The 23,858-nt window shown below is 64.4% G+C and carries 23 protein-coding genes and 1 riboswitch; of the genes, 5 read left to right on the forward strand and 18 right to left on the reverse strand.

Annotation, left to right across the window (positions count from 1 at the left end; genetic code table 11):
* Positions 1–84 precede the first annotated feature (84 nt).
* From NG898_RS03765 to xdhA, 6 genes are all read right to left on the reverse strand, one after another.
* Positions 85–657: a TMEM165/GDT1 family protein gene (locus NG898_RS03765; RefSeq protein WP_252691142.1), complete on the reverse strand. Its 573-nt coding sequence runs from the start codon at positions 655–657 to the stop codon at positions 85–87.
* Positions 658–711: 54 nt separating this feature from the next.
* Positions 712–881: riboswitch (yybP-ykoY riboswitch) on the reverse strand.
* A gap of 13 nt (positions 882–894) precedes the next feature.
* On the reverse strand, positions 895–2,229 hold the full coding sequence (gene guaD / locus NG898_RS03770) for a guanine deaminase (RefSeq protein ID WP_252691143.1): 1,335 nt from the start codon (positions 2,227–2,229) through the stop codon (positions 895–897).
* Between the two features lie 16 nt (positions 2,230–2,245).
* Positions 2,246–3,283, reverse strand: coding sequence for an adenosine deaminase (locus tag NG898_RS03775; protein ID WP_252691144.1), 1,038 nt, complete (start codon positions 3,281–3,283; stop codon positions 2,246–2,248).
* A 2-nt stretch (positions 3,284–3,285) separates the two neighbouring features.
* Positions 3,286–4,320, reverse strand: coding sequence for a xanthine dehydrogenase accessory protein XdhC (xdhC, locus tag NG898_RS03780; RefSeq protein WP_252691145.1), 1,035 nt, complete (start codon positions 4,318–4,320; stop codon positions 3,286–3,288).
* Positions 4,321–4,335: 15 nt separating this feature from the next.
* Positions 4,336–6,702, reverse strand: a complete 2,367-nt coding sequence (xdhB, locus tag NG898_RS03785) for a xanthine dehydrogenase molybdopterin binding subunit (RefSeq protein ID WP_252691146.1) — start codon at positions 6,700–6,702, stop codon at positions 4,336–4,338.
* Positions 6,703–6,706: 4 nt separating this feature from the next.
* Positions 6,707–8,233: a xanthine dehydrogenase small subunit gene (xdhA, locus tag NG898_RS03790; RefSeq protein WP_252691147.1), complete on the reverse strand. Its 1,527-nt coding sequence runs from the start codon at positions 8,231–8,233 to the stop codon at positions 6,707–6,709.
* 213 nt (positions 8,234–8,446) lie between these two features.
* Here xdhA and NG898_RS03795 point away from each other — a divergent pair, with 213 nt between their 5' ends.
* On the forward strand, positions 8,447–9,394 hold the full coding sequence (locus NG898_RS03795) for a LysR substrate-binding domain-containing protein (RefSeq protein ID WP_024975264.1): 948 nt from the start codon (positions 8,447–8,449) through the stop codon (positions 9,392–9,394).
* 39 nt (positions 9,395–9,433) lie between these two features.
* On the opposite strand, the gene NG898_RS03800 is transcribed toward NG898_RS03795, so the two are convergent.
* Positions 9,434–10,282 (reverse strand): ABC transporter substrate-binding protein, encoded by an 849-nt coding sequence (locus NG898_RS03800; protein ID WP_252691148.1) that lies wholly within the window; start codon positions 10,280–10,282, stop codon positions 9,434–9,436.
* A 158-nt stretch (positions 10,283–10,440) separates the two neighbouring features.
* On the opposite strand from NG898_RS03800, the gene NG898_RS03805 reads away from it, so the two are divergent.
* Genes NG898_RS03805 through NG898_RS03820 form a run of 4 tightly spaced genes read left to right on the forward strand, consistent with a single transcriptional unit; the run spans position 10,441 to position 15,200 of the window.
* A complete protein-coding gene (locus tag NG898_RS03805) occupies positions 10,441–11,541 on the forward strand; it encodes a substrate-binding domain-containing protein (protein WP_252691149.1) in 1,101 nt (366 codons plus the stop codon).
* A 57-nt stretch (positions 11,542–11,598) separates the two neighbouring features.
* Entirely contained in the window at positions 11,599–14,133 is a 2,535-nt protein-coding gene (locus NG898_RS03810) for an ABC transporter permease (RefSeq protein WP_252691150.1), read from the forward strand.
* Between the two features lie 34 nt (positions 14,134–14,167).
* Positions 14,168–14,572 carry a group II truncated hemoglobin gene (locus NG898_RS03815; RefSeq protein ID WP_252691151.1) on the forward strand — a complete coding sequence of 135 codons (405 nt, stop codon included), beginning with the start codon at positions 14,168–14,170 and terminating at the stop codon, positions 14,570–14,572.
* A gap of 49 nt (positions 14,573–14,621) precedes the next feature.
* Positions 14,622–15,200, forward strand: coding sequence for a DUF924 family protein (locus NG898_RS03820; protein WP_252691152.1), 579 nt, complete (start codon positions 14,622–14,624; stop codon positions 15,198–15,200).
* Positions 15,201–15,219: 19 nt separating this feature from the next.
* Here NG898_RS03820 and NG898_RS03825 read toward each other — a convergent pair whose 3' ends face one another.
* The 11 genes from NG898_RS03825 to NG898_RS03875 form a co-directional block, all read right to left on the reverse strand.
* Entirely contained in the window at positions 15,220–15,816 is a 597-nt protein-coding gene (locus NG898_RS03825) for a LysE family translocator (RefSeq protein ID WP_252691153.1), read from the reverse strand.
* A 6-nt stretch (positions 15,817–15,822) separates the two neighbouring features.
* A complete protein-coding gene (locus NG898_RS03830) occupies positions 15,823–16,407 on the reverse strand; it encodes an LOG family protein (RefSeq protein WP_252691154.1) in 585 nt (194 codons plus the stop codon).
* Positions 16,404–17,114, reverse strand: coding sequence for a TetR/AcrR family transcriptional regulator (locus tag NG898_RS03835; protein WP_252691155.1), 711 nt, complete (start codon positions 17,112–17,114; stop codon positions 16,404–16,406). The genes NG898_RS03830 and NG898_RS03835 overlap by 4 nt, the downstream gene beginning before the upstream one ends.
* 136 nt (positions 17,115–17,250) lie before the next feature.
* Entirely contained in the window at positions 17,251–17,718 is a 468-nt protein-coding gene (locus NG898_RS03840; protein ID WP_252691156.1) for a diacylglycerol kinase, read from the reverse strand.
* A 12-nt stretch (positions 17,719–17,730) separates the two neighbouring features.
* Positions 17,731–18,774 carry a glycosyltransferase family 4 protein gene (locus NG898_RS03845; RefSeq protein WP_252691615.1) on the reverse strand — a complete coding sequence of 348 codons (1,044 nt, stop codon included), beginning with the start codon at positions 18,772–18,774 and terminating at the stop codon, positions 17,731–17,733.
* An 86-nt stretch (positions 18,775–18,860) separates the two neighbouring features.
* On the reverse strand, positions 18,861–19,811 hold the full coding sequence (locus NG898_RS03850; protein WP_252691157.1) for a UDP-2,3-diacylglucosamine diphosphatase: 951 nt from the start codon (positions 19,809–19,811) through the stop codon (positions 18,861–18,863).
* Positions 19,812–20,055: 244 nt separating this feature from the next.
* Entirely contained in the window at positions 20,056–21,072 is a 1,017-nt protein-coding gene (locus tag NG898_RS03855; RefSeq protein WP_252691158.1) for an esterase/lipase family protein, read from the reverse strand.
* Between the two features lie 30 nt (positions 21,073–21,102).
* Positions 21,103–21,627 (reverse strand): RDD family protein, encoded by a 525-nt coding sequence (locus NG898_RS03860; protein ID WP_252691159.1) that lies wholly within the window; start codon positions 21,625–21,627, stop codon positions 21,103–21,105.
* A 97-nt stretch (positions 21,628–21,724) separates the two neighbouring features.
* A complete protein-coding gene (locus tag NG898_RS03865; RefSeq protein ID WP_252691160.1) occupies positions 21,725–22,564 on the reverse strand; it encodes a DUF3106 domain-containing protein in 840 nt (279 codons plus the stop codon).
* 11 nt (positions 22,565–22,575) lie between these two features.
* Complete coding sequence (locus NG898_RS03870; protein WP_092969543.1) at positions 22,576–23,016, reverse strand: DUF3619 family protein; 441 nt, start codon at positions 23,014–23,016, stop codon at positions 22,576–22,578.
* The gene (locus NG898_RS03875) at positions 23,013–23,579 is read right to left on the reverse strand and encodes an RNA polymerase sigma factor (RefSeq protein WP_092969545.1); all 567 of its coding nucleotides are present in this window, start codon (positions 23,577–23,579) and stop codon (positions 23,013–23,015) included. The genes NG898_RS03870 and NG898_RS03875 overlap by 4 nt, the downstream gene beginning before the upstream one ends.
* Between the last annotated feature and the right edge of the window lie 279 nt (positions 23,580–23,858).

Consider the following 23,858-nt stretch of genomic DNA (forward strand, 5'->3'; position numbering starts at 1 on the left):
GTCCTTGGCTGGGCCCGATTCGCCTCTGCCTCCCCGGCCGCAAGGGGCGCCGGCAGGGCAGCCCCAGAGCCTCGGATTGACGACTTACTTCCCGACGCCCAGCAACGCCAGTACACCGAGCACCAGGAAGATCAGCGCCGCAATCCGATGCACCAGCGTGATCGGCATGCGTGCGGCGAACTTATTGCCCATTAGCACGGCCGGCACGTTCGCCAGCAGCATGCCGACGGTCGTGCCCGCCACGACAGAAAACACGTCGTTAAAGCGTGCGGCCAGTGCCACGGTCGCGATCTGTGTCTTGTCGCCCATCTCGGCAAAGAAGAACGCAACGATGGTGGTGCCGAGAATGCCCAGACCGCGCTGGGCTGTGGAGGGCGCCTCGTCGTCGTCGAGCTTGTCTGGGATCAGCATCCACCCGGCCATGGCGATAAAGCCCACGCCCAGAATCCACCGCAGCACGTTCTCGCCAAGCATGTGCGTGATCCAACCGCCGACGGCGCCGGCCAGGGCATGGTTGACGAGGGTGGAGATGAAGATGCCAAGGATGATCGGCACTGGTTTGCGGAAACGCGCAGCCAGCAAGATCGACAGCAATTGCGTCTTGTCGCCGATTTCAGCGAGCGCGACGATGCCGGTGGAGACGAGAAAGGCTTCCATGTTGTTGTGGTGTCCGGGCCGTATGCGAACCAATGACGCGCCACTGCCGGCCCTGTCCGCAGTGGGTTGTCATCGGTCTCGCCAGGCGCGTCACCGGGTGCCGGGGTGGCACCCTGAGTGCGGCTGACCACGCCATAACCACCTGTCGTTGCGACGGCGGTCAAGTCTGTTGACGTGGCCCTCGAAGTGACGACTTCGAGCGGCTACTCCCCAATGGAAGCCGCGATTATAAGTGCATCAAGCGTTGGCGCCAACCGCAAATTTCGCGGGTTCGCCCTGCACGTAAGTGGCGGATACAGCACGGTCCTCGCCCAGCAGGGCCAACGAAAACAGCAGCTCTTCCAATGTTTCCGAGCGCGCATTGCGGCGGGCCAGCAGCGGTGTGGCAGCCGGGTCCAGCACGATGAAGTCGGCTTCCGCGCCCGGCACGAAGCTGCCGATGCGGTCTTCCCAACCGAGTGCTTCGGCGGCGCCGCGCGTGGCCAGGTAGAACATCCGCAACGCCGTCAGGTGATACCCGCCCATGCGTGCGACCTTGTGCGCCGTGCCCATCGTGCGCAGCATCGAGAACGAGCTGCCGCCGCCCACGTCGGTCGCCAACGTAAGCGCCAGGCGGTACGCGTCGTTCTTGTGGAAGTTGTAGAGGCCGCTGCCCAGGAACAGGTTGGAGGTGGGGCAGTGCGCCACGGCTGCGCCGGATTCCGCCATGCGTTGGCGGTCGCTGTCATCCAGCCAGATGGCGTGGCCGTAGAAGGCGCCCTTGCGCAGCAGGCCGTAGCGATCGTAGACGTCCAGGTAGCTGCGCGCATTCGGGAACAGGTCGGCCACCCATTTCACTTCGTCGGGGTTTTCTGCGACGTGCGTCTGGATGAAAACGTCCTTGTATTGCTTGGCGAGTTCTGCGCAGGCTTGCAGTTGCGCTTCGCTCGAGGTGGGCGCAAAGCGCGGTGTGATGGCGTAGGCCAGCCGGTCCTTGCCGTGCCAGCGCGAGATCAGGTCAGCCGTGTCACGCGCCCCCGATTCAGCCGTGTCGCGCAGGTATTCCGGGCAATTGCGATCCATCATCACCTTGCCGGTGATCATGCGCATGCCGCGTTGCTGTGCTTGCGTGAACAGCGTTTCGGCCGAGCCGCGATGCACGGTGCTCCATACCATCGCGCTGGTCGTGCCGTTGCGCAACAGTTCGTCGAGGAAGAACGAGGCGACGCCGGCGGCGTACTGCTCGCTTTCGAAGCGGCGCTCTTCCGGGAACGTGTACGTCTCCAGCCAGTGCAGCAGGCCCGGCGAGGGCGACGCGATCATGTCCGTCTGCGGGAAGTGGATATGCGTGTCGATGAAGCCCGGGACGATCAGCTTGCCGCTGTAGTCGTGCAATTGCGTGCCGGCGGGCAGGTCTTCGCGCAGCGCGGCATAGTCGCCGGCCTGCACGACCTTGCCGCCGGCGACCACGAGCAGGCCGTCTTCCCAGTACTCATAAGCATCGCGCTCGCGATACTGCGGATCGTGCAGGAAATGCAGCACGCGGCCGCGGTAAGCGTGAACGGTGTTGGAAGTCGGAGGCATCGTGGTCATGTCGTCTCGTGGATTTTTAGTGTGTGGCTTTCCAGTGGTCGTCAACCTTGGCAAGCCACAGGGCTTTGTCCTGTTCGGGCAGGAAGGACGCCTCGAAGCTGTTGCGTGCGAGCGCATGGGCATCGGCTGCAGACAAGTCAAGGGCGTTGAAGGTGGCGAGCCAGTTGGTGTTCATGTAGCCGCCAAAGTAGGCTGGATCGTCGGAATGCAGCGTCACAGCGCAGCCGGCGTCCAGCAGTTGCTTGAGCGAGTGGTCGCGCAAGTCAGGGTAGACCTTCAGTTTTTCGTTCGACAGCGGGCAGACCGTCAGCGCGATGCGTTCGGCCGCGAGGCGCTTGACGAGCGCGGCATCGTCGATGGCGCGTACGCCGTGATCGATGCGCTCCACCTTCAGGATGTCGAGCGCGTCGATCACGTATTGCGCCGGGCCTTCTTCACCGGCGTGGGCGACGAGGCGCAGACCGAGTTCCTTGCAGCGTGCGAATACGCGTGCGAATTTTTCCGGCGGGTTGCCGCGCTCGGATGAATCCAGCCCCACACCGATGATGCGGTTGGCCGGGTCCTGGATGTAGGGCAGGGCCGCTTCGAGCGTGTCGAAAGCGTCTTCCTCGCTCAGATGGCGCAGGAAGCAGAGGATCAGCGCGCTGGAGAAACCGTGCTCGCGCTCGGCGTCATCCAACGCGCGGACGATGCCGTGAATGACCACATGCATCGGCACGTTGCGGGCGGTGTGCGTCTGCGGGTCGAAGAAGATTTCGGCGTGGTGGACGTTGTCGGCAAGCGCGCGTGCCACGTACGCGGCGGTCATGTCGTAGAAATCCTGCTCGGTGAGCAGCACGCTCGCGCCGGCGTAGTACAGATCGAGAAACGATTGCAGATCGTCGAAGGCGTAGGCCGCACGTACTTCTTCAACGGATGCATACGGCAGCTTTACGCCGTTGCGCTCGGCCAGCGCGAACATCAGTTCGGGTTCGAGCGAGCCTTCGATGTGGATGTGCAGTTCAGCTTTCGGGCTGGTGGCAATGCGTTCTGCAAGCGCGGAGGAAATCGGCATGATCAGACAGGCGTGGGGACTCGGTAAGGGACCGCCGCGCCGCTGCTGGCGCTGGTGAGCGCATGCTGTTGCAGCTCTCGCACCTGCAGCAGTTGCGCGACGACGGATACCGCAATGATATCCGGCGCCTTGTCCACGATGCCTGCCACGCCAATCGGGCACACCATTTCCGGCAGGCGGGCCGGGTCCACGCCGTGCTCGACCATGCGATGCTCGAAGCGCGCGCGCTTGGTCTTGGAACCGATCAGGCCGAAGTAGGCAAAGTCCGTGCGGCGCATGATGCGTTCGCACAGCATGAGGTCCAACGCGTGGTTGTGCGTCATGACCAGGAAGTAGCTGCCGGCGGGCGCGTGATCGATCACGGCTTCCGGCGTATCGGTGGATTCGATGACGACGTTCGGCGGCACTTCCGTGGGGAACGGGAACATCGCATCGCGCTCATCCACCCACGTGACGCGGCAAGGCAGATTCGCCAGCGCGCGCACGATGGCGTGGCCGACATGGCCAGCGCCGCAGAGCACGATCGACATGTCGGGCGGCAGCATGGTTTGCGTGAAGCCGCTGGCGTCGAGTTGCACGCCGGCCGCGGCTGCGTCACCTACGCTTGCTTCAACCGCCACAGCAGGATCAGCGCAGACGACGCGGCGCAGGCTGCGGCGTTGACGCATGGCGTCGTCGGCCAGCGCGATCCACTCCACATCCCGCGCGTCGAGTCGTTCAAGCGACAGCCGCACCACGCCGCCGCAGCATTGGCCGAGTGCCGGCCCCAGCGGAATGCGCACGAACTGGCGGCGCGCTTCGCCGGTGGCCTCGGGCGCGGCCATCATCGTCTGGGCGATTTCCATCGCGCGCCACTCGAGATGGCCGCCGCCGATGGTGCCGAAGAAGCCGTCCGTGCACACCAGCATGAGCGTGCCCGGTTCGCGCGGCGCCGAGCCCTGGACGTCCGTCACCGTGACCAGCACGCACGGCTGCCCGGTCTGCACGGTGGCAAGCACGTCGGCGAAGCGGAATGGGCGCAGTTGCGTGTGGTCCATGATGTGGTTCCGAACTCAGGCGGTCAGCGGGGCGTTGCGGATGGCGTCCACAGCCTTGAGGATTTCTTCGCTGGTGGCCGGCGCATTCAGCGGCGGGTTGGTGCGGCCATCGCCAACCGCAGCCACCGCATCGCGAATGGCGAAGAACACCGAGAACGGCAGCAGCAGCGGCGGCTCACCCAGCGCCTTGGAGCGGTGGATGCTGTCTTCCACGTTGGCGTTGTTGAACAGGTGCACGCGGAAGTCCGTCGGACAATCGTTGACCGTCGGGATTTTGTAGGTGGACGGGGCGTGCGTCATCAGCTTGCCGTTCTTGTTCCACCACAGCTCTTCGGTCGTCAGCCAGCCCATACCCTGGATGAATGCGCCTTCCACCTGGCCGATGTCGATGGCCGGGTTGATCGAGCGGCCGGCGTCGTGCAGCACATCGGCGCGCAGCAGACGCCATTCGCCGGTGAGTGTGTCGACCACAACTTCCGACACCGCGGCACCATAGGCGTAGTAGTAGAACGGACGGCCTTTGAGCTTGGATTGATCCCAATGCAGCTTGGGCGTGGCGTAGAAGCCGTCGGACCACAATTGCACCCGGGCAACGTAGGCTTTGCCGATCAGCTCATCGAACGGCACGCGGCGTGCACCGATTTCCAGGTGGTCGCCCAAGATTGCTACCGTCTCGACGGGCACTTCGTAATGCTCGGCGGCAAACGCGATCAGGCGCTGGCGGATCTGGCGTGCGGCGTCTTGCGCAGCCTTGCCGTTCAGGTCGCTGCCTGTGGATGCAGCCGTGGCGGATGTGTTGGCCACCTTGCTGGTATCCGTGGCCGTCACGCGGATGCGCGCGAACGACACGCCCAATTCGTGCGCCACGACCTGCGCGACCTTCGTGTTCAGGCCCTGGCCCATTTCGGTGCCGCCGTGGTTCACGAGGATCGAACCGTCGTTGTAAACGTGCACCAGCGCGCCGGCCTGGTTGAAGTGCTTCACGTTGAACGAGATGCCGAACTTCACCGGCGTCAGCGCCAGGCCGCGCTTGAGCACGGGGCTCGTCGCATTGAATGCGCGAATCGCTTCGCGGCGGGCGCGGTAATCGGATGTCGCTTCCAGCTCGTCGAGCAGTTCATGGATGACGTTGTCCTCCACGGTCTGCCCGTACGGCGTGACATTGTTCTTGTCCTTGCCGTAAAGATTGGCGCGGCGCACGTCGAGCGCGTCCTTGCCGACCGAGCGCGCGATGTTGTCCATGATGTACTCGATGGCAAACGCGCCTTGCGGGCCGCCAAAACCGCGGAAAGCGGTGTTCGACTGCGTGTTGGTGCGCGCGCAGAAGCCATCGATTTCGACCTCGGGCAGCCAGTAGGCGTTGTCGAAGTGGCAAATGGCGCGCGTCATCACGGGGCCCGACAGGTCGGCCGAAAAACCGGCGCGCGACGTCATGTCCACCTTGACGCCCTGGATGCGTCCGTCGTTGTCGTAGCCGGCTTCATAAGCGAAGCGGAAGTCGTGCCGCTTGCCGGTGATCATCATGTCGTCGTCGCGGTCCGGACGCAGCTTGACCGGGCAGGCGAGTTTCCATGCCGCCAGCGAAGCGCAACAGGCAAACAGGCCAGACTGCGATTCCTTTCCGCCGAAACCACCGCCCATGCGACGGCATTCCACCAGCACTTGGTTGGCGTGCCAGCCCAGCATGTGCGACACCATGTGTTGCATCTCGGTCGGATGCTGCGTCGAGCACCACACGTGCATGCCGTTGTCTTCCTTCGGCACAGCGTACGAGATCTGGCTTTCGAGGTAGAACTGCTCCTGGCCGCCCAGCGACATCTTGCCGGCTTCAGAGTGGGGTGCTGCGGCGATGCGCTCAGCCGGTTCGCCGCGCTTGAGGTGCATCGGCGGCAGCACAGACTTGCCGGCGGCGCGCGCTTCTTCAGGCGTCAGCAGCGGGGGCAGGACTTCGTATTCGATATTGCCCAGACGCGCCGCGCGGCGCGCCGCATCGTGCGACGTCGCCACCACGATGAACATCGGCTGGCCGATGAAGTGCACCGTGTCGGTTGCCAGGATCGGATCGTCGTGGATGATCGGGCCGCAATCGTTCGTACCGGGAATGTCGGACGACGTGAACACTGCCACCACGCCGGGCGCGGCCTTCACGCGGTCCAGATCCATGTTGACGATGCGCGCGTGCGCCTGCGTGCTCATCCCGAGCGCTGCGTGCAGCGTGCCGGCCAGCTCTGGAATGTCGTCGGTGTACGTGGCGGTGCCCGCAACATGCAGATGCGCAGATTCGTGCGGGCGCGAAATTCCCACCACAGCACCGCGCTGGCCAGGCATGGCCGCAGCAATATCAGCTTCAGCCAGCAGGAAGGCTTCGGTTTGCTTGTTCATGTTCTTACGCTGCTGTGAGGGTATTCAATTCGACCGCGCGCACATTGATCTGTTCGGGCGCGAGCGGCGCATCGGTGCGGGTTTCCAGCCAGAAGCGGTACACCGTGTTGGCAGCCGATATGCGGCGGTAGTTGTCGGTTGCGCGCATGTCGCTCAGCGGGGTGTAGTCGCGCGACATGGCTGCCATGGCAGCACGCACGGTCGCTTCATTCCAGGGCTGGCCGACGATGGCGTTTTCCGTCTCCGTCGCGCGCTTGGACGTTGCTGCCATGCCGCCGTAAGCGATGCGTGCGCTGCGGACGCGGGTTTCGCCATCCTGGCCGTCCAGTTCGATGGCCAGCGCCGCGCACACGGCAGAAATGTCTTCGTCAAAGCGCTTGGACAGTTTGTACGTGCGGAAGCGCAGGGCATCGCGGCCCTCACGCGCGGGGACGCGCAGGCCTGCAACGAATTCGCCTTCTTCCATCGCGTTCTTCTGATAAGCGAGGTAGAGGTCTTCAAGCGGCAATTCGCGGCGGACTTCGCCACGCTGCAGGACGACGCGCGTGCCGATGGCGATGAGCGCGGGCGCGGAGTCACCAATCGGCGAGCCGTTCGCGACGTTGCCGCCCAGCGTGCCGGCATTGCGGATCGGCAGCGACGCAAAGCGCTTCCACAATTCGGTGACTTCGGGGTAGTCCGCGGCCAGGAATTCGTAGGCCTTTTCCAGCGAGACGGCAGCGCCGATCTCAATCCAGCCGTCGCGCTTTTCCAATGCGTACAGGTCGGCCACTTGGCCGATGTACAGAATGTCGCCCAGATCGCGGAACTGCTTGGTGACCCACAAGCCGACGTCGGTGCTGCCGGCCAGGATGCGGATGTTCGGATGCGCGGCCTTGATGGCGGCAAAGGCCGATGCGGTGCGCGGTGCGTAGAAGCGCGGTGCGTTCTCGGTGCCGACCGGCGCATAGCTGAAAGTGTCCTTGCGTTGCAGCTTGCGCAGCGTGTCGGCCAGTTGCGTACGGTCGATGCCGGCTGGGGAGGGCAGCTCGAACATGCGTTCGCCGGCGTCGATGATCGGGCGGTAGCCAGTGCAGCGGCACAGGTTGCCGGTCAGCGAATCGCAGATGGTCTGGCGCGAAGGAATGGGCGCCTGATTGTCGGTGTTCTCATACAGGGCGTACAGCGACATCACGAAGCCCGGCGTGCAGAAGCCGCACTGCGATCCGTGGCACTCCACCATGGCTTCTTGCACGGGGTGCAGCGTGCCGTCCTTGCCGCGCACATCTTCCACGGTGAACAGCGCCTTGCCGTCGAGCGTGGGCAGGAACTGGATACACGCGTTGACGGCCTTCAGGCCGACGCTGCCGTCTTCCTGCAGTTCACCGAGCACGACGGTACAAGCACCGCAATCGCCCTCGGCACACCCTTCCTTGGTGCCGGTGCAGTGTGCGTCTTCACGCAGGTATTGAAGCACCGTCCGGGTGATCGGGGCGTCCGTGACGGTGCGGACCTGACCGCGGTGGAAGAAGCGGATGGGCTGAGTCTCCATGGGGGTTCTACGCCTGTTTGTGTGTGTAACGGAACCATAGCACCGGGCCAGGAATGCAATATTTGGCCCATGTGATAACCCGCATCGGAAAGCCAAAATCCGGGGTATACCCGCCAGGAGCGGTCTGGCGGCGCGGTGTGCAAGTGACATACACTGACAGCGTCCCCAAGCACGTTTTTTAGAAGGGTCGGCGCAGCCGATACCCGCCTCCAGATGCACGGCAAAGATCACCTCGATACCTACCTCCTGCGCGTTCTCTATACGCTGCTCACCGAGCAGAGCGTCACGCGTACGGCGGTCAAGCTCGGCCAGTCGCAGCCGGCCATCAGCAATACGCTCAAGCGCCTGCGCGAAATCACCGGCGACGCCATCCTGGTGCGCGGCAAGAACGGCATGGTGCCAACCGAGCGCGGCCACGATTTGCTGGCGCTCGCGCAGCAGAGCCTGGAGGCGATGGAGCGCATCGCGCGCCCGTCGCAAGAGTTCGACCCCGGCAACACCACCCGCACGTTTCACCTCGGTGCGCCGGATTATCTCGACGCCTTTTTCCTGCCCAACATCGTTGAGCGTCTGCGCAAGCAGGCGCCGCAGGCCAAACTCGTAGTGCATCCGCTCAATGCCGGCGTCGATTACCTCGCCGCACTGGAGCAGGGCGGCATGGACCTCGTGATCGGCAACTGGCTGTCGCCGCCCGAACATCTACACATTTCGCCGCTGTTCGACGATGAAGTCGTCTGCATGCTGGGCGCACAGCACCCGCTGGCGCGCAAGGGGATCTCGCTCAAGCACTATGTGGAGATGCCGCATCTTGCGCCGGCACCTTACGCCGTCATGCAGCGCAGCATGATCGATCAGGCACTTGCGGAGCAGGGCCTAAAGCGGCAGATCCAGGTGTCGCTTCCCTATTTTGGACTGGTGCCGTATGTGCTGATGCGCACCGATCTGGTCTTCACCACCGGCCGCCAGTTCGCCGCGCATTGCGCCCAATATTTGCCGATCCGCATCTTGCCGACGCCCATGGCGTTCCCGAAGATGCGCTTCTACCAGCTCTGGCACGAGCGCAGCCATGCCGCGCCCGATGTGATGTGGCTGCGCCGCATGATTGGCGAGGTGGCAGCCGAGTTGCCGCAGCATTCGCAGTTGGAATCGGCGGTGGCTTGAAGCGGCACCGCCGCTGCGTTGCCATGCCGCTGGGCGGCGTTACTTTCCGCTTGCGACGGCCTTCCCGTAATCAGGGAAAAACACCTGTTCCCCGTTGACCTTGAAGTCGGCAATCACCTGCTGACCGGCCGGTGACGTGATCCATTCGATCAGCTTGGTCGCGTCGGTGTAATTGACGGCCGGATATTTCTTTGGATTGACCGCGATGATGCCGTAGGGATTGAACATGCGCGGGTCACCGGCCAGCACGATGTCGAGGCCCGTCTTGGCACGGTAGGCGCCGTAGGTTGCGCGGTCCGAGAGCGTGTAGGCGGTCATCTGCGCGGCCATGTTCAGCACTTCGCCCATTCCAAGCCCTGCGCTGACGTACCACGGCTTGCCCTTCGGGTCGATGTTGGCCGTTTTCCAGTAAGCCTTTTCCATGACGTCCGTGCCGGAGTTGTCGCCGCGCGAGATGAACTTGGCGCCGGCTTTCTCGCCTGCCGCGGCGATGGTCTCCATCCCTTGGATGACGTTCCTCTGGCCGCGTACGCGGGCGGGGTCTGCCTCAGGGCCGACGAGGATGAAATCGTTGTACATCACGTCGCGGCGGTCGATGCCGCCGCCTGAGGCGACGAAGGCGTCCTCCAGTGGGCGCGCGTGAACGAGCACCACGTCCACATCCCCCGATTCCCCCAGCTTGACTGCCTTGCCGGTGCCAACGGCAATCACGTGCACATGGATGCCGGTGGCTGCTTCGAACTTCGGTAGCAGGACTTTCAGCAGGCCTGAATTTTCTGTGCTGGTGGTGGTAGCCATGCGGAGATCGCCAGCATATGCAGCGGTGGCGACCGCGAGTGTCATACAGATGACAGCAGGCAGCCGAAGGGTTCGGGACAATCCGGGCATGTTGTGGGGTCAGCGGGCAGGCGTGGACGCTTTATGTCGGATGCTGCATGATGGCGGCAACGTCGGGGCGGACAGCGGCCACGATGTGCCCGCCCCCGGGGATGAGCAGGATTGTTCTCCCGGGTCACGGCAGAAGTAAATAGGAAACCATAAACATAATGACATTCCAGTTCGAAGTATTTCCGGTGGTGGGGCCGGACGACAACCCACGTGCCAACGGCAAGGTGTTTCAGTTGCTGCGGGCGGTGCGCGAGACGGGGTCGCTGCATCGCGCGGCCAAACAGGTGGGTTTGTCGTACCGGCATGCCTGGGGGGTGATGCGGTCGTGGGAAGAGATGCTTGGCCGCTCGCTGCTCGACATGGAGCGCGGCCGGGGGGCGTCGCTCACGCTCTTTGGCGAGCGCATGCTGCGCGCCGAGATGCGCCTGCGTGAGCAGCTCGATCCGGCCTTGCACCAAGCCATGGGGCAATTCCTCTCCGAGCTGGAAGACGCATCCCAATCGCAGGCGCGCATCCGTTTCTCGGGCAGCCACGACCCGGCCGTGGAAGTGCTGGCCGAGACGTTTGCGCGGCAAAGCCACGGGGCACACATCGATACGGTGTTCTGCAGCGCCGTTGAAGGGTTGATCTGCCTGCAGGAAAAACAATGCGAGGTGGCCGGCTTCTATGTGGCACCGCAGCAGGGTGCAGGCTCGATCGCGCACCAGACCTTGCGTAAATGGCTGCGACCGACCGCCGTGCGCCTGATCGCCCTGGCCGATCGCGAGCAGGGGTTGATGATGTCGGGCGAATGGGCCGGGCGGGTGCAGTCATTGGGCGATCTTGCGCGCACACAGGCGCGCTTCATCAACCGCCAGCGGAGTTCTGGCACGCGTTTGCTGTTCGATCAACTGCTGGTGGCTGCGGGTCTGTATCCCGATCAGATCAACGGGTATGACGAGCAGGAATTCTCCAGCGACAAGATCGCCCTGGCCGTGCAGGAAGGGCGCGCGGACGTCGGCTTCGGCCTGCGCCCGGGCGCCGAAGCCCATGGCCTGCACTTTGTGCCGCTGACGCGCGAAACGTATTACCTGGCGGTGCGCCGCAATGACGCGCTGTCGCCCTGGGTGCGCGAGCTGATCGAACGTATCGGTCAGCCCGCCTTCCGCGAAGGCCTGGGCCACCTCGCAGGCTACCGGCCGACCGAGCACGTTTCGCTGCTCACCGCAGAGCAGGCGCTGCCCTGGCACGCTGACGAGGCCCGCGCGCTGGCCCGCTGAAGTCGTGCGAACATGGCGGGGTTTGCGCCATTGCGCGCCTCGTCCATGTTCCCCCCCATGTCACGTTTCTCCGTCTGGAACCAAGCCCTGCGCATGCTGCGCCGCGACTGGCGCGCCGGTGAACTGAACCTGCTGCTCGTCGCGCTGGTGCTGGCTGTGGCCGCGCTGGCGTCCGTCAGTTTCCTCGCCGATCGCATGCACGCCGGCCTGGAGCGCGACGCCCGTCAACTGATTGGCGCGGATGTGCTTGTCGTGTCCGATCAGCCGCTGCCGCCCGACATCGAGACACATGCGCGCGCGAGCGGCCTGCAGGTCACGCACACCGCCACCTTCCCCAGCATGGCGAGCACGTTGACCAAGGGCGCGTCCGGCGAACCTGCTTCGCAACTCGCCGCCATCAAGGCCGTCGACGTGGGCTACCCGTTGCGCGGCACCCTCAAGGTGAGCGAGGACGGGCGCGATACCGTGGGCGCACCCATCCAGGGCATTCCTGCTGCAGGCACGGTGTGGGTGGACGCGCCGCTGCTCGAAGCGCTCGGCATTCGCGTGGGCGATGCGATGCGTCTGGGCACGCGCACGTTCAAGGTCGCCCATGTCATTACCCAGGAACTTGATCGCGGCGCGGGCTTCATGAATTTCGCCCCCCGGGTGATGCTGCCGATATCGGACCTGGGTTCGACGGGTCTCATCACCTATGGCAGCCGGGTCACGTATCGCTTGCTGGTGGCGGGCCCTGACGCCGCTGCCAGCGCGTTCCACACCTGGGCGGAGAAGGAAGCGAAGACGCGCCAGTTGCGTGGCGTGCGCGTGGAATCGTTGCAGAACGGCCAGCCGCAGATGCGCGAAACGCTCGATCGCGCGGAGCGCTTCCTCTCGCTCGTCGCCTTGCTGGCCGCGATGATTGCCGCCGTGGCAATCACCATGGCCGCGCGCCGCTACACCGCGCGGCATACGGATGCGGTGGCCGTCATCAAATGCCTGGGCCTCAAGCAAGGGCAGATTCTCGGCACGTTCGCGCTGGAGTTCTTGCTGATCGGCGTGCTAGGTTCGGCCGTCGGCGTGGCGCTAGGTTATGGCGCGCACTGGTTATTGCTGGCGTCGCTCGGTGATCTGGTCACGGTGACATTGCCCGCGCCATCCATCTGGCCTGCGGTCGTGGGTGTGACGGCGGGGCTGGTGCTGCTGATCGGCTTTGCCGTGCCGCCGTTGCTAAGCCTCGTGCGCGTGGCGCCGCTGCGCGTGCTGCGGCGCGATGTGGCCGAGCGCGCGGTTGCCGCATGGATCGGCTATGCGCTGGGCGCTGCGGCGTTCTTTGCCCTGCTGGTCGTGTCTGCGCGCGACGTGAAGCTTGGAGCGCTGACCGCTGCCGGGTTTGCCGGCGCCATCGTTGTGTTTGCGCTCCTGGCTGCCGGCGGATTGCGCGCGCTGGCGGTGTCACTGGGCCGTGGTCGTGCCTTGAGCGTGGGCTGGCGCTTTGCGCTGGCCGTGCTGGAGCGCCGTCGCGGCGTCAGTGTGCTGCAGACCGTAGCGCTTGCGGTTGGCCTGATGGCGCTGCTGCTGCTTGCCATGACGCGCAATGACCTGATCCGCTCATGGCACAACGCCACCCCGGCCGATGCGCCCAACCGTTTCATCATCAATATCCAGCCTGACCAGATGCAGGCGGTGGCGCAGGCGCTCGCCCAAGCTGGCGTGGCGGATCCGAAGCTCTACCCGATGGTGCGGGGGCGCCTGACGCAGGTGAATGGCCAGGTGATCGATCGTCAAACCTATGCTGAATCGCGCGCCCGCAATCTGGTCGAACGCGAATTCAACCTGTCGTACGCGACCGGGCAGCCGCCCGAAAATCGCATCGTCTCCGGCCAATGGTTTAGCGGGCAGAAGCCCGAGGCCTCGGTGGAGGAGGGCATTGCCAAGACGCTCAACCTGCACCTGGGCGACGTGCTGCGTTTCGACGTCGCCGGGCAGACGGTGGATGCGCCCATCACGTCATTGCGCAAGCTCGACTGGAGCTCGATGCGCGTGAACTTCTTCGTGATCCTGCCGCCCGTGGCGCTGCACGACATGCCGCAGACGTATGTGACCGCGTTCCGCATTCCTGCCGGCCAGGCCGATCTGCCGGCCAAGCTCGTGCGCGAGTTTCCGAACCTCACGGTCGTCGATACCGAACTGATCCTGCAGCAGGTGCAGGGTGTGCTGGATCAGGTCACGGCGGCGGTGGAATTTCTCTTCGTCTTTACGTTGGCGGCGGGTGTGCTGGTGTTGTATGCCGCGCTCTCCGGCTCGCGGGACGAGCGCTTGCGCGATGCCGGCGTGCTGCGCGCGCTTGGCGCGGGCTCCGGCGTGGTACGCCAGACGCAGTATGCAGAAGTGCTGATCGTTGGCGGCCTGGCCGGGCTGATGGCCGGCGTGGGCGCAATCACCATCGGCTGGGTGCTCTCGGCGCACGTATTCGATTTTCCGTATCGTTTCAACCCGGCGATCCTGCCGGTGGGCATCGTGAGCGGCATGGCGTGCGCCTTCATCGGTGGCTGGCTGGGCTTGCGCGACGTGCTGCGTCGCCCGGCCATGGCAACGCTTCGTGACGCATGACGACGCCCGAATTTTTTGATGTGACTGACGCTGTATGACTAACGCAACTTCCGGCCAGGAACCCCTGGCGTTTGACCTCATTGGCGGCGAAGCGCGTGTGCGCGAACTCGTTGACCGTTTCTACGACCTGATGGATCTGGAGCCCGAGTTTGCCGTGCTGCGCTCGCTGCATCCGCAAAGTCTGGATGGATCGCGCGACAAGCTGTTCTGGTTCCTGTGCGGCTGGCTGGGCGGCCCGAATCATTTCATCGAGCGCTTTGGCCATCCGCGCTTGCGCGCGCGCCATATGCCGTTCGAGATCGGCACGCAGGAGCGTGATCAGTGGATGCGCTGCATGGCACTGGCCATGCAAGATATTGGCTTGGACGAAGCCCTACAGATGCGCCTGATGCAGGCGTTCTGGCAGACCGCGGATTGGATGCGCAACGTGCAGCGCTAAGGTGCCAAGCTAAAGCGCACCCTACAAGAACAAATTCAAGGAGACCCCGATGATCGGTTTGCCCACCGCCGACGACGTGCTCGCGTTCTGGTTCGGCAACGCGCCGCTGGTCGACGCACGGCCGGAGTGGTTCACCAAATCCGACGCGTTCGATGCCGAGATCCGCGCGCGCTTCTTGCCGCTGTGGGAAGCGCTTTCCACGGGCGACGCCGACACCTGGATGGATACGCCGCTCGAAGCCATCGCGCGCATCGTCGTGCTCGATCAGTTCTCGCGCAACATGTTTCGCGGCAGTGCGCGCGCTTTTGCAAGCGACGCGGCAGCGTTGCACACCGCGCAGATCGTCGTGGCCGCAGGATGGGATGCGCAATTGCCGACGCGCCATCACCGTGTGTTCTGCTACCTGCCTTTCGAGCACAGCGAGGTGATGTCTGCGCAGAACGAATCGATTCGCCTCTACACACGCCTGCGCGATCAGGAAGGCGATGCGGACCCGCTCATCTGGGCGGAGAAGCACCGCGAGATCGTGGCACGCTTCGGGCGTTTCCCACATCGCAACGAAGCCCTCGGGCGCGTTTCCACACCCGAGGAAGTTGCGTTCCTGACACAGCCAGGGTCGTCGTTTTAGGCCAAGGGCGCTTTTCCGTTCAACGGCTCAGCACCGAATACATCAGCGTTCCCGAGAAGGTAAGCAGTACGAGCGCTGCACCGCGCAACAATTTGGGCGTGTGAGAAGCCCATGCGCGCCGAGCCGTGAGGAGCATGCCCAGATACGACCAGCCGATAGCAATGGGCACCAGCACGACCAGGAATGTGGCGATGGTCCGCCCAAAATCGGCTGCAGACTGGAATGCTGCGAGCGGAAAGAGTGTGCTTGCAAACAGCAGCGCCTTCGGGTTCATCAACGTGGTGACGAACATGTCGCGCAAGCTGACAGGATTCGCCGCAACGTGCTGCAGTGCCCCGCTTTGTCGCCAGATCTTTGCGGCCAAGTAGAGGATGTACACGGAACTCAGCAGCTTGACGACGGCTACCAGCCACGGCTGACTGACCGACAGCGCGGTCAGAAAGAATCCCCACAGCGAGATTGAAGTGACATAGCCCAGCGCCTCAGCGGCAATGAGCGGGCTCGTCCGTCGCATGCCCACCTTGAGGCCGGACGAGAGCAGCAGCGTGTTCGTCGGCCCCGGCATGATCAGCACCAGGGACGCGTACAGCGCCATCGTAAGCAACGAATCTTGCATGTCGCCCTACGTGCGCTCGCGACGTTCCGACCACTTGTCGACCGTCTCGCGCGGCGCACGCGCCAGCATGTCGATCAACGCGGCAGGGTCGTCGCTCACGTGCAGCAGGTCAGCGTGGTGGCGCTTGAGGAAGCCTTCCTGCACGGCGTGGTCGATGAAGGCGAGGAGCTTGTCGTAGAAGCCCGCCACGTTCAGCAGGCCGATCGGCTTGTTGTGATAGCCGAGCTGCAGCCACGTGAAGGTCTCGAAGAGTTCTTCGTACGTCCCGACGCCGCCGGGCATGGCGATGAAGGCATCTGCACGGTCAGCCATCATTTGCTTGCGCTGGTGCATGCTGTCGACGATGTGCAGCTCGGTCAGATCTTTATGCCCGACCTCCTTGCGCACGAGCGATTTCGGGATGATGCCGATCACCGGGGTGCCGCCTTGCAGCACGGCGTCGGCCACTATGCCCATCAAGCCAACGTTGCCGCCGCCGTAGACGAGCGTCAGGTCACGCTTGACCATCTCGTTGCCCAGCGCGATGGCGTTGGCTTTGTATTCCGGGCGCTCGCCCGGGCTGGAACCGCAATAGACGCAGATCGATTTCATTGAGCAGGAGTGTTGTTGCCGGGCTTGCCGATGGGCGGATCGTTGCTGCGGCTCACCGCCAGCAAATCAAACGCCCGCCGCGGCTTGCCGCGCAGGTAAGGCGCGAGGATCGACAGGATGTGGTAGCTAGCGCCGTGCAGGTGGTCACGGATCGCGTTCTGGTCGTTGTACTGGCGCGGGTGCTGCACGAACTGGAACGACAGCCAGTAGGTCGCAATCACGACGATGTTGGTGCAGATGACGTCGACCTGCTCGGCCGTGGCTTCCATCTCGCCGTCTTCGATGAACTGGTGGCAGATGTCCATAGCGAAGTGGCGCTTTTGCTCGACGATGCGCTTGAAGTTCAATTCAAGCATGCGGTTGCGCGCGAGCAGATCGTTGATGTCGCGGTACAGGAAGCGGTAGTTCCACAGGAACTCCGACATGTACTGCAGGTAGCCCCAGGTCTCGTCGAGTGTGGCCTTGTGGTCGTCCGGCAGCTTCAGGCGACGCGCGATCTCCTGCTCGAACTGCACGAAGATCGAGTTGATGATGTCGTCCTTGTTGCGGAAGTGGTAGTACAGGTTGCCCGGGCTGATCTCCAGCTCTTCGGCGATCGTCGTGGTGGTGACGTTGGGCTCGCCCAGTTCGTTGAACAGGCGCAGCGACACTTCGAGGATGCGATCGCGCGTGCGGCGCGGGCCGGTGGAATGCTGCTTGGTTTCCATTGACTGCCAAGGCCGGTGGCCCTGTCTCCGTGGCGTATTGGTGCCCGGATTATAAGAGATCGTGCTTGTGCAACGACCCCCACATGCTGCGGGGCAGACATTGCCAAACGTTGTCGCCGGCTTTTCGCTGGTGTTCCTAATGCAACAGCGACGCCACCCACGGCCAAGCGATCGCTACCCACGTCCCCACGCACAGCAGCAGGGCCAGCATGACGGCCGCGCTGCCGAAATCCTTGGCACGCTTGGAAAGCCCGTGCTGCTCGAGCGAGATGCGGTCGACCGCCGCTTCCACGCTCGAATTGAGCAGCTCGACGATGAGCACCAGCACCAGCGTGCCCAGCATCAGAATGCGCTCGACCACCGTGGCGGGAATGACGAACGCGCACGGCAGCAGGATCGCGCACAGCGTCAATTCCTGGCGGAATGCGCTTTCCTCATCGATGGCGAAGCGGATGCCGCTGATGGAGTTCTTGAGCGCAAACCACGCCCGCGTGATGCCGCGATTGCCTTTATGCGGATTGTCCGCCGGCGAGTACGCCCCAGCAGCAGCCGGCGGTGCGGGCGGATTTTCCAGTCGCTGATCTGGCGGGGTGGTGGGCTTCATGGAACGCAAGGCTTAGGCACCCGCGGCGGTGGACGGCTCGGCGGCCTTGGTGTTGTCGGCGGAGGCTACGGGCATCGGACGCAGGTGCGCCAGGAATTGCTCCGAGGCGGCGCGCCACGAGAACTTCTCGGCATGCGCACGCGCCGTGGCGCGGTCGATGCGCAGCGCTTCCAGGCAGGCTTCGCGCAGGTCTTCGCGCAACGCACCGGCTGGCGAATCGCCCAGCACGTCGATCGGGCCCGTCACCGGATACGCGGCAACCGGCAGGCCGCTGGCCAGGGCCTCCAGCAATACCAAGCCGAACGTGTCGGTGCGGCTCGGGAAGACGAACACATCGGCCGAGGCATACACCTTGGCGAGCTCCGGTTGCTTGAGCACGCCAAGGTAGCTGGCGTTCGGGTACTTCGCTTTCAACCCGGCCAATGCAGGGCCTTCACCCACGATCCATTTGGAGCCCGGCAGATCCAGTTCCAGGAAGGCTTCGACGTTCTTCTCCACGGCCACGCGGCCGACATACAGGAAGATCGGATGCGCTGTGTTCAGCACGTTGCTGCGCTGGGCGGTGAAGATGTCCAGATCCACGCCGCGCGTCCACAGCACGCCGTTGGTGATGCCGTAGTCGGCAAGGTCTTTCAGCACCACGGGCGTCGGTGCCATCACGGCCTGGGCAGGGCTGTGGAACCAGCGCAGGAAGCGATACGTCCAGGCCAGCGGAATGCCGAAGCGCGCCTGCACGTACTCCGGGAAACGCGTGTGGTATGCCGTCGTGTAGGGTAGTTTGTTGCGCAGCGCGTAGGCGCGTGCAGCCAGGCCCAGCGGGCCTTCGGTCGCGATGTGCAGGGCCTGCGGGGCGAACTTCTCGATGCGCTCGCGCACGCGCTTGGACGGCAGGATCGACAGGCGGATTTCCGGATACGTCGGGCACGGCACCGTCTTGAATTCCAGCGGCGTGATCATGTCGACGATGTGCCCCATGGCTTCCAGTTCGCGGCGCGTCTGGGTGAGGGTGCGGACGACGCCGTTGACCTGGGGTTCCCAGGCATCGGTGACGATCATGACTTTCACGGGCTCTCCTTGGGGGGTAGGGTGGGCGGCAGCGGGCTGCACGAGGTCGATGCTGGTGTTGGTCATAGAGGCTTCCATCAGGCGGCGGCCGCAGCGGCACGGCGTGCGCGGCGGGAGGTGCGCGGCGCATCGAGCAGATGCGTCCAGTAGACGATCTGCAGTTCGCCTTCCATGGTTTCGACCAAGGCAGAAAGGCTCTCCACCCAGTCGCCGTCGTTGCAGTAAAGCTGGCCGTCGATCTCGCGGATCTCGGCTTTGTGGATATGCCCGCAGACCACGCCGTCGCAGCCGCGGCGGCGCGCTTCGTCCGTCATCACGCGCTCGAACGAATTGATGAAATTGACTGCGTTTTTGACCTGATGCTTGAGGTATTGCGACAGCGACCAATACGGAAAACCCAGCCGCACGCGGATGCGGTTGAAGTGCCGGTTCATCGCCAGGATGAAGGTGTAGAGCGAGTCGCCCACGTACGCCAGCCAGCGCGCATGCTGCATCACGCCGTCGAACAGGTCGCCGTGGACGACCCACAGGTGTTTGCCTGTGGCGGTCACATGCACTGCATCCTCTGCGACTTCGATATCGCCAAAGTTCAGGCCGTGGAACTGGCGCGCCATCTCGTCATGGTTGCCCGGGATGAACACCACGCGCGTGCCTTTGCGCGCGCGGCGCAGCACCTTCTGCACCACATCGTTGTGTGCCTGGGGCCAGTACCAGCCCTTGCGCAATTGCCAGCCGTCAACGATGTCGCCCACCAGGTACAGCGTGTCCGATTCGTGGTGCTTGAGAAAGTCGAGCAGGTAATCGGCCTGGCAGCCCGGCGTGCCGAGATGGATGTCCGACAGCCAGATCGTGCGGTAGCGCTGGACCTTTTCGGGGGGCGGGTCAGTGTCCGAATCAGCCGAGTGGTCCGGCGCCAACGTGGAAGCCGGCGTGGCGACCGGTGCTTCGTGCTCGCGCACATCGCCGCGGCCCGCCGGCACAGCCGAGCCCAGCGCACCCGCGGCGGCGAGTCCGGCGGCCATTTGCATCAGCGGCGGTGGAGCGTTCCAGTCGGAACCGGTGAGGGGAGCAGCGCGAAAGCGTTGCGCGAGGCGGCGGAGAAATCCAGGGCGCGATGGCAGATTTGGCAGGACCATGTCGGCAACAGAGGCTGCGTTGGACGGATTTCGCCATCGCCGCATGAAGAAGCCGTGTCAGAAACATGACCGTCACATGACGCGGTTGCCGAGAAAGAGAGAGGCGTGCGCCGAAGAACTGCGCCCAGCGCGCGTTTCAGGCAGACGCCGTCGCAGCGATGCCTTCAATCCGTGCGAGTTCTGCCAGTACCGCGTCGCGCACGCGTGCGTCGCATAGCAGCGACACATGACCAACGCCCGCGAACGGAACGTGCCGCGCGCCTTCCAGCCAAGACGCACCGGACGGCCCAACAATGGAGTCGTGCCACGAAAAAATCGACGTGATGCTCGCTCGCACGGCTGGCGTTTCGGACGCTGCAAGCTGCCGCAGCCAAGGGCTCGCCCAAGCCATCTGGCGCACGTTGTGGCCGCGCCCCGTACGCGCCATTGCCGTGCCCCGATGCGGCGTGCCGAGTGTGATGACGTGGGCAACAAGGCAGGGCTCCGATTGGCGCAGCAGCGCTCGGGCGGCGAGCCCACCCATGCTGTGGCAGAGCAGGACGGGCGCACGGCCATGCATGCGCGTCAGGCGCTCAACGGCGGCCGCAATGTCGCGGGCGTAGTCGTCGATATCGCCCAGCAGCGGCATGAGATCGACGGCGTCGACCGGATGCCCTGCGGCGGCCACGTGCTTCTGCATTGGCAGCCATACCGCACGATTGCAGCCATAACCATGGATCATCAGCACGGGCACGCGCTTGCCATCGCCTGACGGCGAATCGAACGGCGCGCGCGGTCGGAACGGTTGCAGCACGTTGAACATCCACGCCACGGATACACATTCGCGCAGCCAACACCCGATAAAGCCGGCCACGCCGATGCGGTGCTCGCGCGGCACGGGCATTCGGTCCCATACGGGGTCGTCCGGTATCGCGGTGCCCAGGCTCTTCAAGGACACCAGGAACGCCCATCCGACAGAAAGGAGATAACCCAGCACCAGCGCCGCGCCCGCGAGCACACTCGCCGCCGGCCAACTCCATCCGCCCCACCGATGTGCCGCCCAGCCAACCGCCAGCGTCGCCGCACATTGCAGCGCCAAGGCAATGCGGCGCGCTGTGGCCGCGGTCAGGGAGGCGAAGGGAACAGGGGAGGAGGGAAGATCGGCGCGCGTCATGGTGGAGGTCGCCGCCGAGCGTGCAGCCGATCAGTCGCGCACCAGCCGCGTGCCGGCCAGGCGATCGTGCAGGAATTGGCGCTGCGGATCGAGCCACGCCAGCGCGCCCCAGGCCAACAGGCACGCCAAAGCGACGCCCGCGCCGGCCCAGCGGGACGCCCCGCTCAGGTGGATCACGCCGACTGCCGCGGCCACCCATACCCACGCCAGCAGATAACGCGCGACGGCGCGACCCAACGAAATACGCGAGCCATCCGCGTTGACCACGCGCATGCGCCATGTCTGCATTGCCAGCGTCTGGCCGCGTTTGCGCCAGAACCAGACGAAGTACAGACCGAGTGCCAGAAAACCCCACACCTGCAGCCCTACATCGCCTGTGCGCGCCAGCGGCGGCACGATCAGGCGCAGCAGCAGAAAGACAGCCGTGGCGCCAAACATCACGCCAAACAGCAGCAGGCCCTCGTAGAGCATCGCGGCAAGACGGCGGCGCTGCGTGGGCGCTGCAAGCGGATCAGGCGTCGCAACGGGGGAAGGCGAGGAAACGGAGGTGGCCATCGAACAGAGTATGAGCGCCGTAAGGGCAGTCCATCAGATGCCGGCGCGCAGGGTCGCGCGGCACGTGGTTCGGATTATGCCAAACGGTTTGCCGGCCTCAGCCGCCAAGCACCGTGGAGGGCGGCGGATTGCCCGATTCTCCGCCGGTGGTGGTGGGCGGTGCAACAGGGTGCGCGGGTGTGACTGGCGCGCTTGCAGGTGCAGGTGCGGCAGTGGCGGATTCGGGCGCGGGAGTTGCGGCCGGTGCGGATGCGGTGGCGGTCGGCTTGCTCGTCGGCGTCGATTTGGTCGTGCCGGGCTTGGTGCGCGCACCGTGATGGATCGATTTGGCCGCGTCTTTCGCCAGGCCAGCGCCGCCCGGCAGCGCCGTCACTGCAGACGGATGCTTTTGCGCCTTGGCCGCGGCAGCCAGCGCTTTCTTCTGCTCTTCCGTCAGTTGCTGGTAGCTCTGCCAAGCCTCGCTTTTCTTCTGCACAGGCAATGACTTGGTGGTCTGGAAGTTTTCGCGCGCGCGGTGGCGTTGCTCCGGCGTGAGCTTGACCCAATCCGCCATGCGTGTTTGCAGGCGCTGCTGCTGAGCCGGTGTGTACTTCGGATACGCCTGGGCGATCTGCAGCCACTTTTTGCGGGCCAGTTCCGGCATGCCGTTCCATTCCGGGGCCAGCGGCGCGAAGATGCGCTGCTGCACGATGGTCAATTCGGCCCAGTTCGGGTGGACGGCGGGCCGCGGATTGGTCGCGGGCGGTGTCGGCAGATCAACCGGCGCGTTGACTGTCACGCCTGGTGTCGCCGCAGGTGCCGAAGCGGCTGGTACCTGCGCGATCGCAAGACTTGTCGCCAGACCGGCGGCACCGATCAACGCAACGAGGCTGGTGTGCAGACGCGAGGTCTTTGCGCCTCGCGGTGATTGGCCGTGGGTGTGCTGGAAGTTGCTCATCGATCAGCCTTTCACTGATCGTGCTTCAGATACTGATGGAAGCCTTGATCGGCGTAAGCGGCCAGTGGCAGATCGTCGAGCAGCATTGCGGCGTCGACCTCGGCGAGTTCGTCCACGCGTTGCTGCTGTTGCCACTGATAGATGCCTGCGAGCCCGGCCACTAGTGCGATGGTCGGCCACAGGAGGCCAAGGCGGCGCAGGACTGCGGCGGCGCGCTGCAGCGGCGACGGTGCTTCGCCTTCCGTGTCGAAGGACACCGAGCCGACGCCCGGCATTGCCAAGGCAGGCGAGCGCACCGTGCTCGGCACTTCCGCTTTCTTGTGCGCAAGCGCCGTCCGGCGCGCCGCTGCGAGGCGGTCGCGCACGTCGGGCGGCAACTGTCCTGCCGACTCGTTCAGAGCGGTTCGGACGGCATGCACAAAACGGCGTTCTCGGAGTTCTACCTTGTTCATAGTCGGATCCCTCGCGCCCGCAGCGCTTGGGCCAGGGCGTGTGTTGCCCGCGAGCAGTGCGTTTTTACGCTGCCCTCGGAACAGCCCATCGCCTGGGCTGTCTCGGCAACATCCATGTCCTCCCAGTAACGCATCAGGAAGGCCTCCCGTTGACGCGTGGGCAGCTTCTCAATTTCGCGTTCCAGGATTTCCAGCATCTGCGAGCGCTCGACTTTGTCGGCGCTGCTCTCCGCTGCTGTGGTGCCGGCTTCGCTTTCTATGAGTTCAAGCGGGTCAGTGTCGTCGCCCTCGGCGTCCGTGCGAAAGCTTGAGAACAGGCTCACCCACGTGTTGCGCACCTTGGAGCGGCGAAACCAGTCGTGAATCGTGTTCTGCAGAATGCGCTGAAACAGCAGAGGCAGCTCGGCGCTTGGCTTGTCGCCGTATTTCTCGGCCAGCTTGATCATGGCGTCCTGCACGACGTCGAGCGCGGCATCGTCGTCGCGCACCGCGAAGACCGCCTGCTTGAAGGCGCGTTTCTCGACGCTTAGAAGAAAGGCCGACAATTCCTGTTCAGAGGCCATACAACGGCGGGTGCGAATCCTGTGAGGCAGCCGCGCGAAAATTCACATACTGAAGATGTGATGATCACGCCGCGTGGCGTCAACGGCCTTGGCCGTGAAAAATGTTGCGATGCTAGCAAAAATGCGGCTCTACGGACAGCCCGACTGCCGGGCGGGCCGCCAAGAGCTGGGAATCGCGCCGGTGCTGGACCGCCATGCGGCATTGCAGTATTATCCCCGGTTCACAACATCTGTGGTTTGTCTCATCTGGCCGCCCATCAGGCGGACCATCCATGCAGA

Source organism: Ralstonia mojiangensis (genome assembly GCF_023955645.1).
Lineage (GTDB): Bacteria > Pseudomonadota > Gammaproteobacteria > Burkholderiales > Burkholderiaceae > Ralstonia > Ralstonia mojiangensis.

Coding starts and splice junctions, on each gene's coding strand:
- NG898_RS03765 (WP_252691142.1), bottom strand. CDS start 657: ATGGAAGCCTTTCTCGTCTCCACCGGCATCGTCGCGCTCGCTGAAATC.
- NG898_RS03795 (WP_024975264.1), top strand. CDS start 8,447: ATGCACGGCAAAGATCACCTCGATACCTACCTCCTGCGCGTTCTCTAT.
- guaD (WP_252691143.1), bottom strand. CDS start 2,229: ATGACCACGATGCCTCCGACTTCCAACACCGTTCACGCTTACCGCGGC.
- xdhB (WP_252691146.1), bottom strand. CDS start 6,702: ATGAACAAGCAAACCGAAGCCTTCCTGCTGGCTGAAGCTGATATTGCT.
- NG898_RS03875 (WP_092969545.1), bottom strand. CDS start 23,579: ATGGCCTCTGAACAGGAATTGTCGGCCTTTCTTCTAAGCGTCGAGAAA.
- xdhC (WP_252691145.1), bottom strand. CDS start 4,320: ATGGACCACACGCAACTGCGCCCATTCCGCTTCGCCGACGTGCTTGCC.
- NG898_RS03805 (WP_252691149.1), top strand. CDS start 10,441: ATGACATTCCAGTTCGAAGTATTTCCGGTGGTGGGGCCGGACGACAAC.
- NG898_RS03810 (WP_252691150.1), top strand. CDS start 11,599: ATGTCACGTTTCTCCGTCTGGAACCAAGCCCTGCGCATGCTGCGCCGC.
- NG898_RS03850 (WP_252691157.1), bottom strand. CDS start 19,811: ATGCAAATGGCCGCCGGACTCGCCGCCGCGGGTGCGCTGGGCTCGGCT.
- NG898_RS03775 (WP_252691144.1), bottom strand. CDS start 3,283: ATGCCGATTTCCTCCGCGCTTGCAGAACGCATTGCCACCAGCCCGAAA.
- NG898_RS03825 (WP_252691153.1), bottom strand. CDS start 15,816: ATGCAAGATTCGTTGCTTACGATGGCGCTGTACGCGTCCCTGGTGCTG.
- NG898_RS03830 (WP_252691154.1), bottom strand. CDS start 16,407: ATGAAATCGATCTGCGTCTATTGCGGTTCCAGCCCGGGCGAGCGCCCG.
- NG898_RS03845 (WP_252691615.1), bottom strand. CDS start 18,774: ATGATCGTCACCGATGCCTGGGAACCCCAGGTCAACGGCGTCGTCCGC.
- xdhA (WP_252691147.1), bottom strand. CDS start 8,233: ATGGAGACTCAGCCCATCCGCTTCTTCCACCGCGGTCAGGTCCGCACC.
- NG898_RS03820 (WP_252691152.1), top strand. CDS start 14,622: ATGATCGGTTTGCCCACCGCCGACGACGTGCTCGCGTTCTGGTTCGGC.
- NG898_RS03870 (WP_092969543.1), bottom strand. CDS start 23,016: ATGAACAAGGTAGAACTCCGAGAACGCCGTTTTGTGCATGCCGTCCGA.
- NG898_RS03855 (WP_252691158.1), bottom strand. CDS start 21,072: ATGACGCGCGCCGATCTTCCCTCCTCCCCTGTTCCCTTCGCCTCCCTG.
- NG898_RS03800 (WP_252691148.1), bottom strand. CDS start 10,282: ATGCCCGGATTGTCCCGAACCCTTCGGCTGCCTGCTGTCATCTGTATG.
- NG898_RS03840 (WP_252691156.1), bottom strand. CDS start 17,718: ATGAAGCCCACCACCCCGCCAGATCAGCGACTGGAAAATCCGCCCGCA.
- NG898_RS03815 (WP_252691151.1), top strand. CDS start 14,168: ATGACTAACGCAACTTCCGGCCAGGAACCCCTGGCGTTTGACCTCATT.
- NG898_RS03860 (WP_252691159.1), bottom strand. CDS start 21,627: ATGGCCACCTCCGTTTCCTCGCCTTCCCCCGTTGCGACGCCTGATCCG.
- NG898_RS03835 (WP_252691155.1), bottom strand. CDS start 17,114: ATGGAAACCAAGCAGCATTCCACCGGCCCGCGCCGCACGCGCGATCGC.
- NG898_RS03865 (WP_252691160.1), bottom strand. CDS start 22,564: ATGAGCAACTTCCAGCACACCCACGGCCAATCACCGCGAGGCGCAAAG.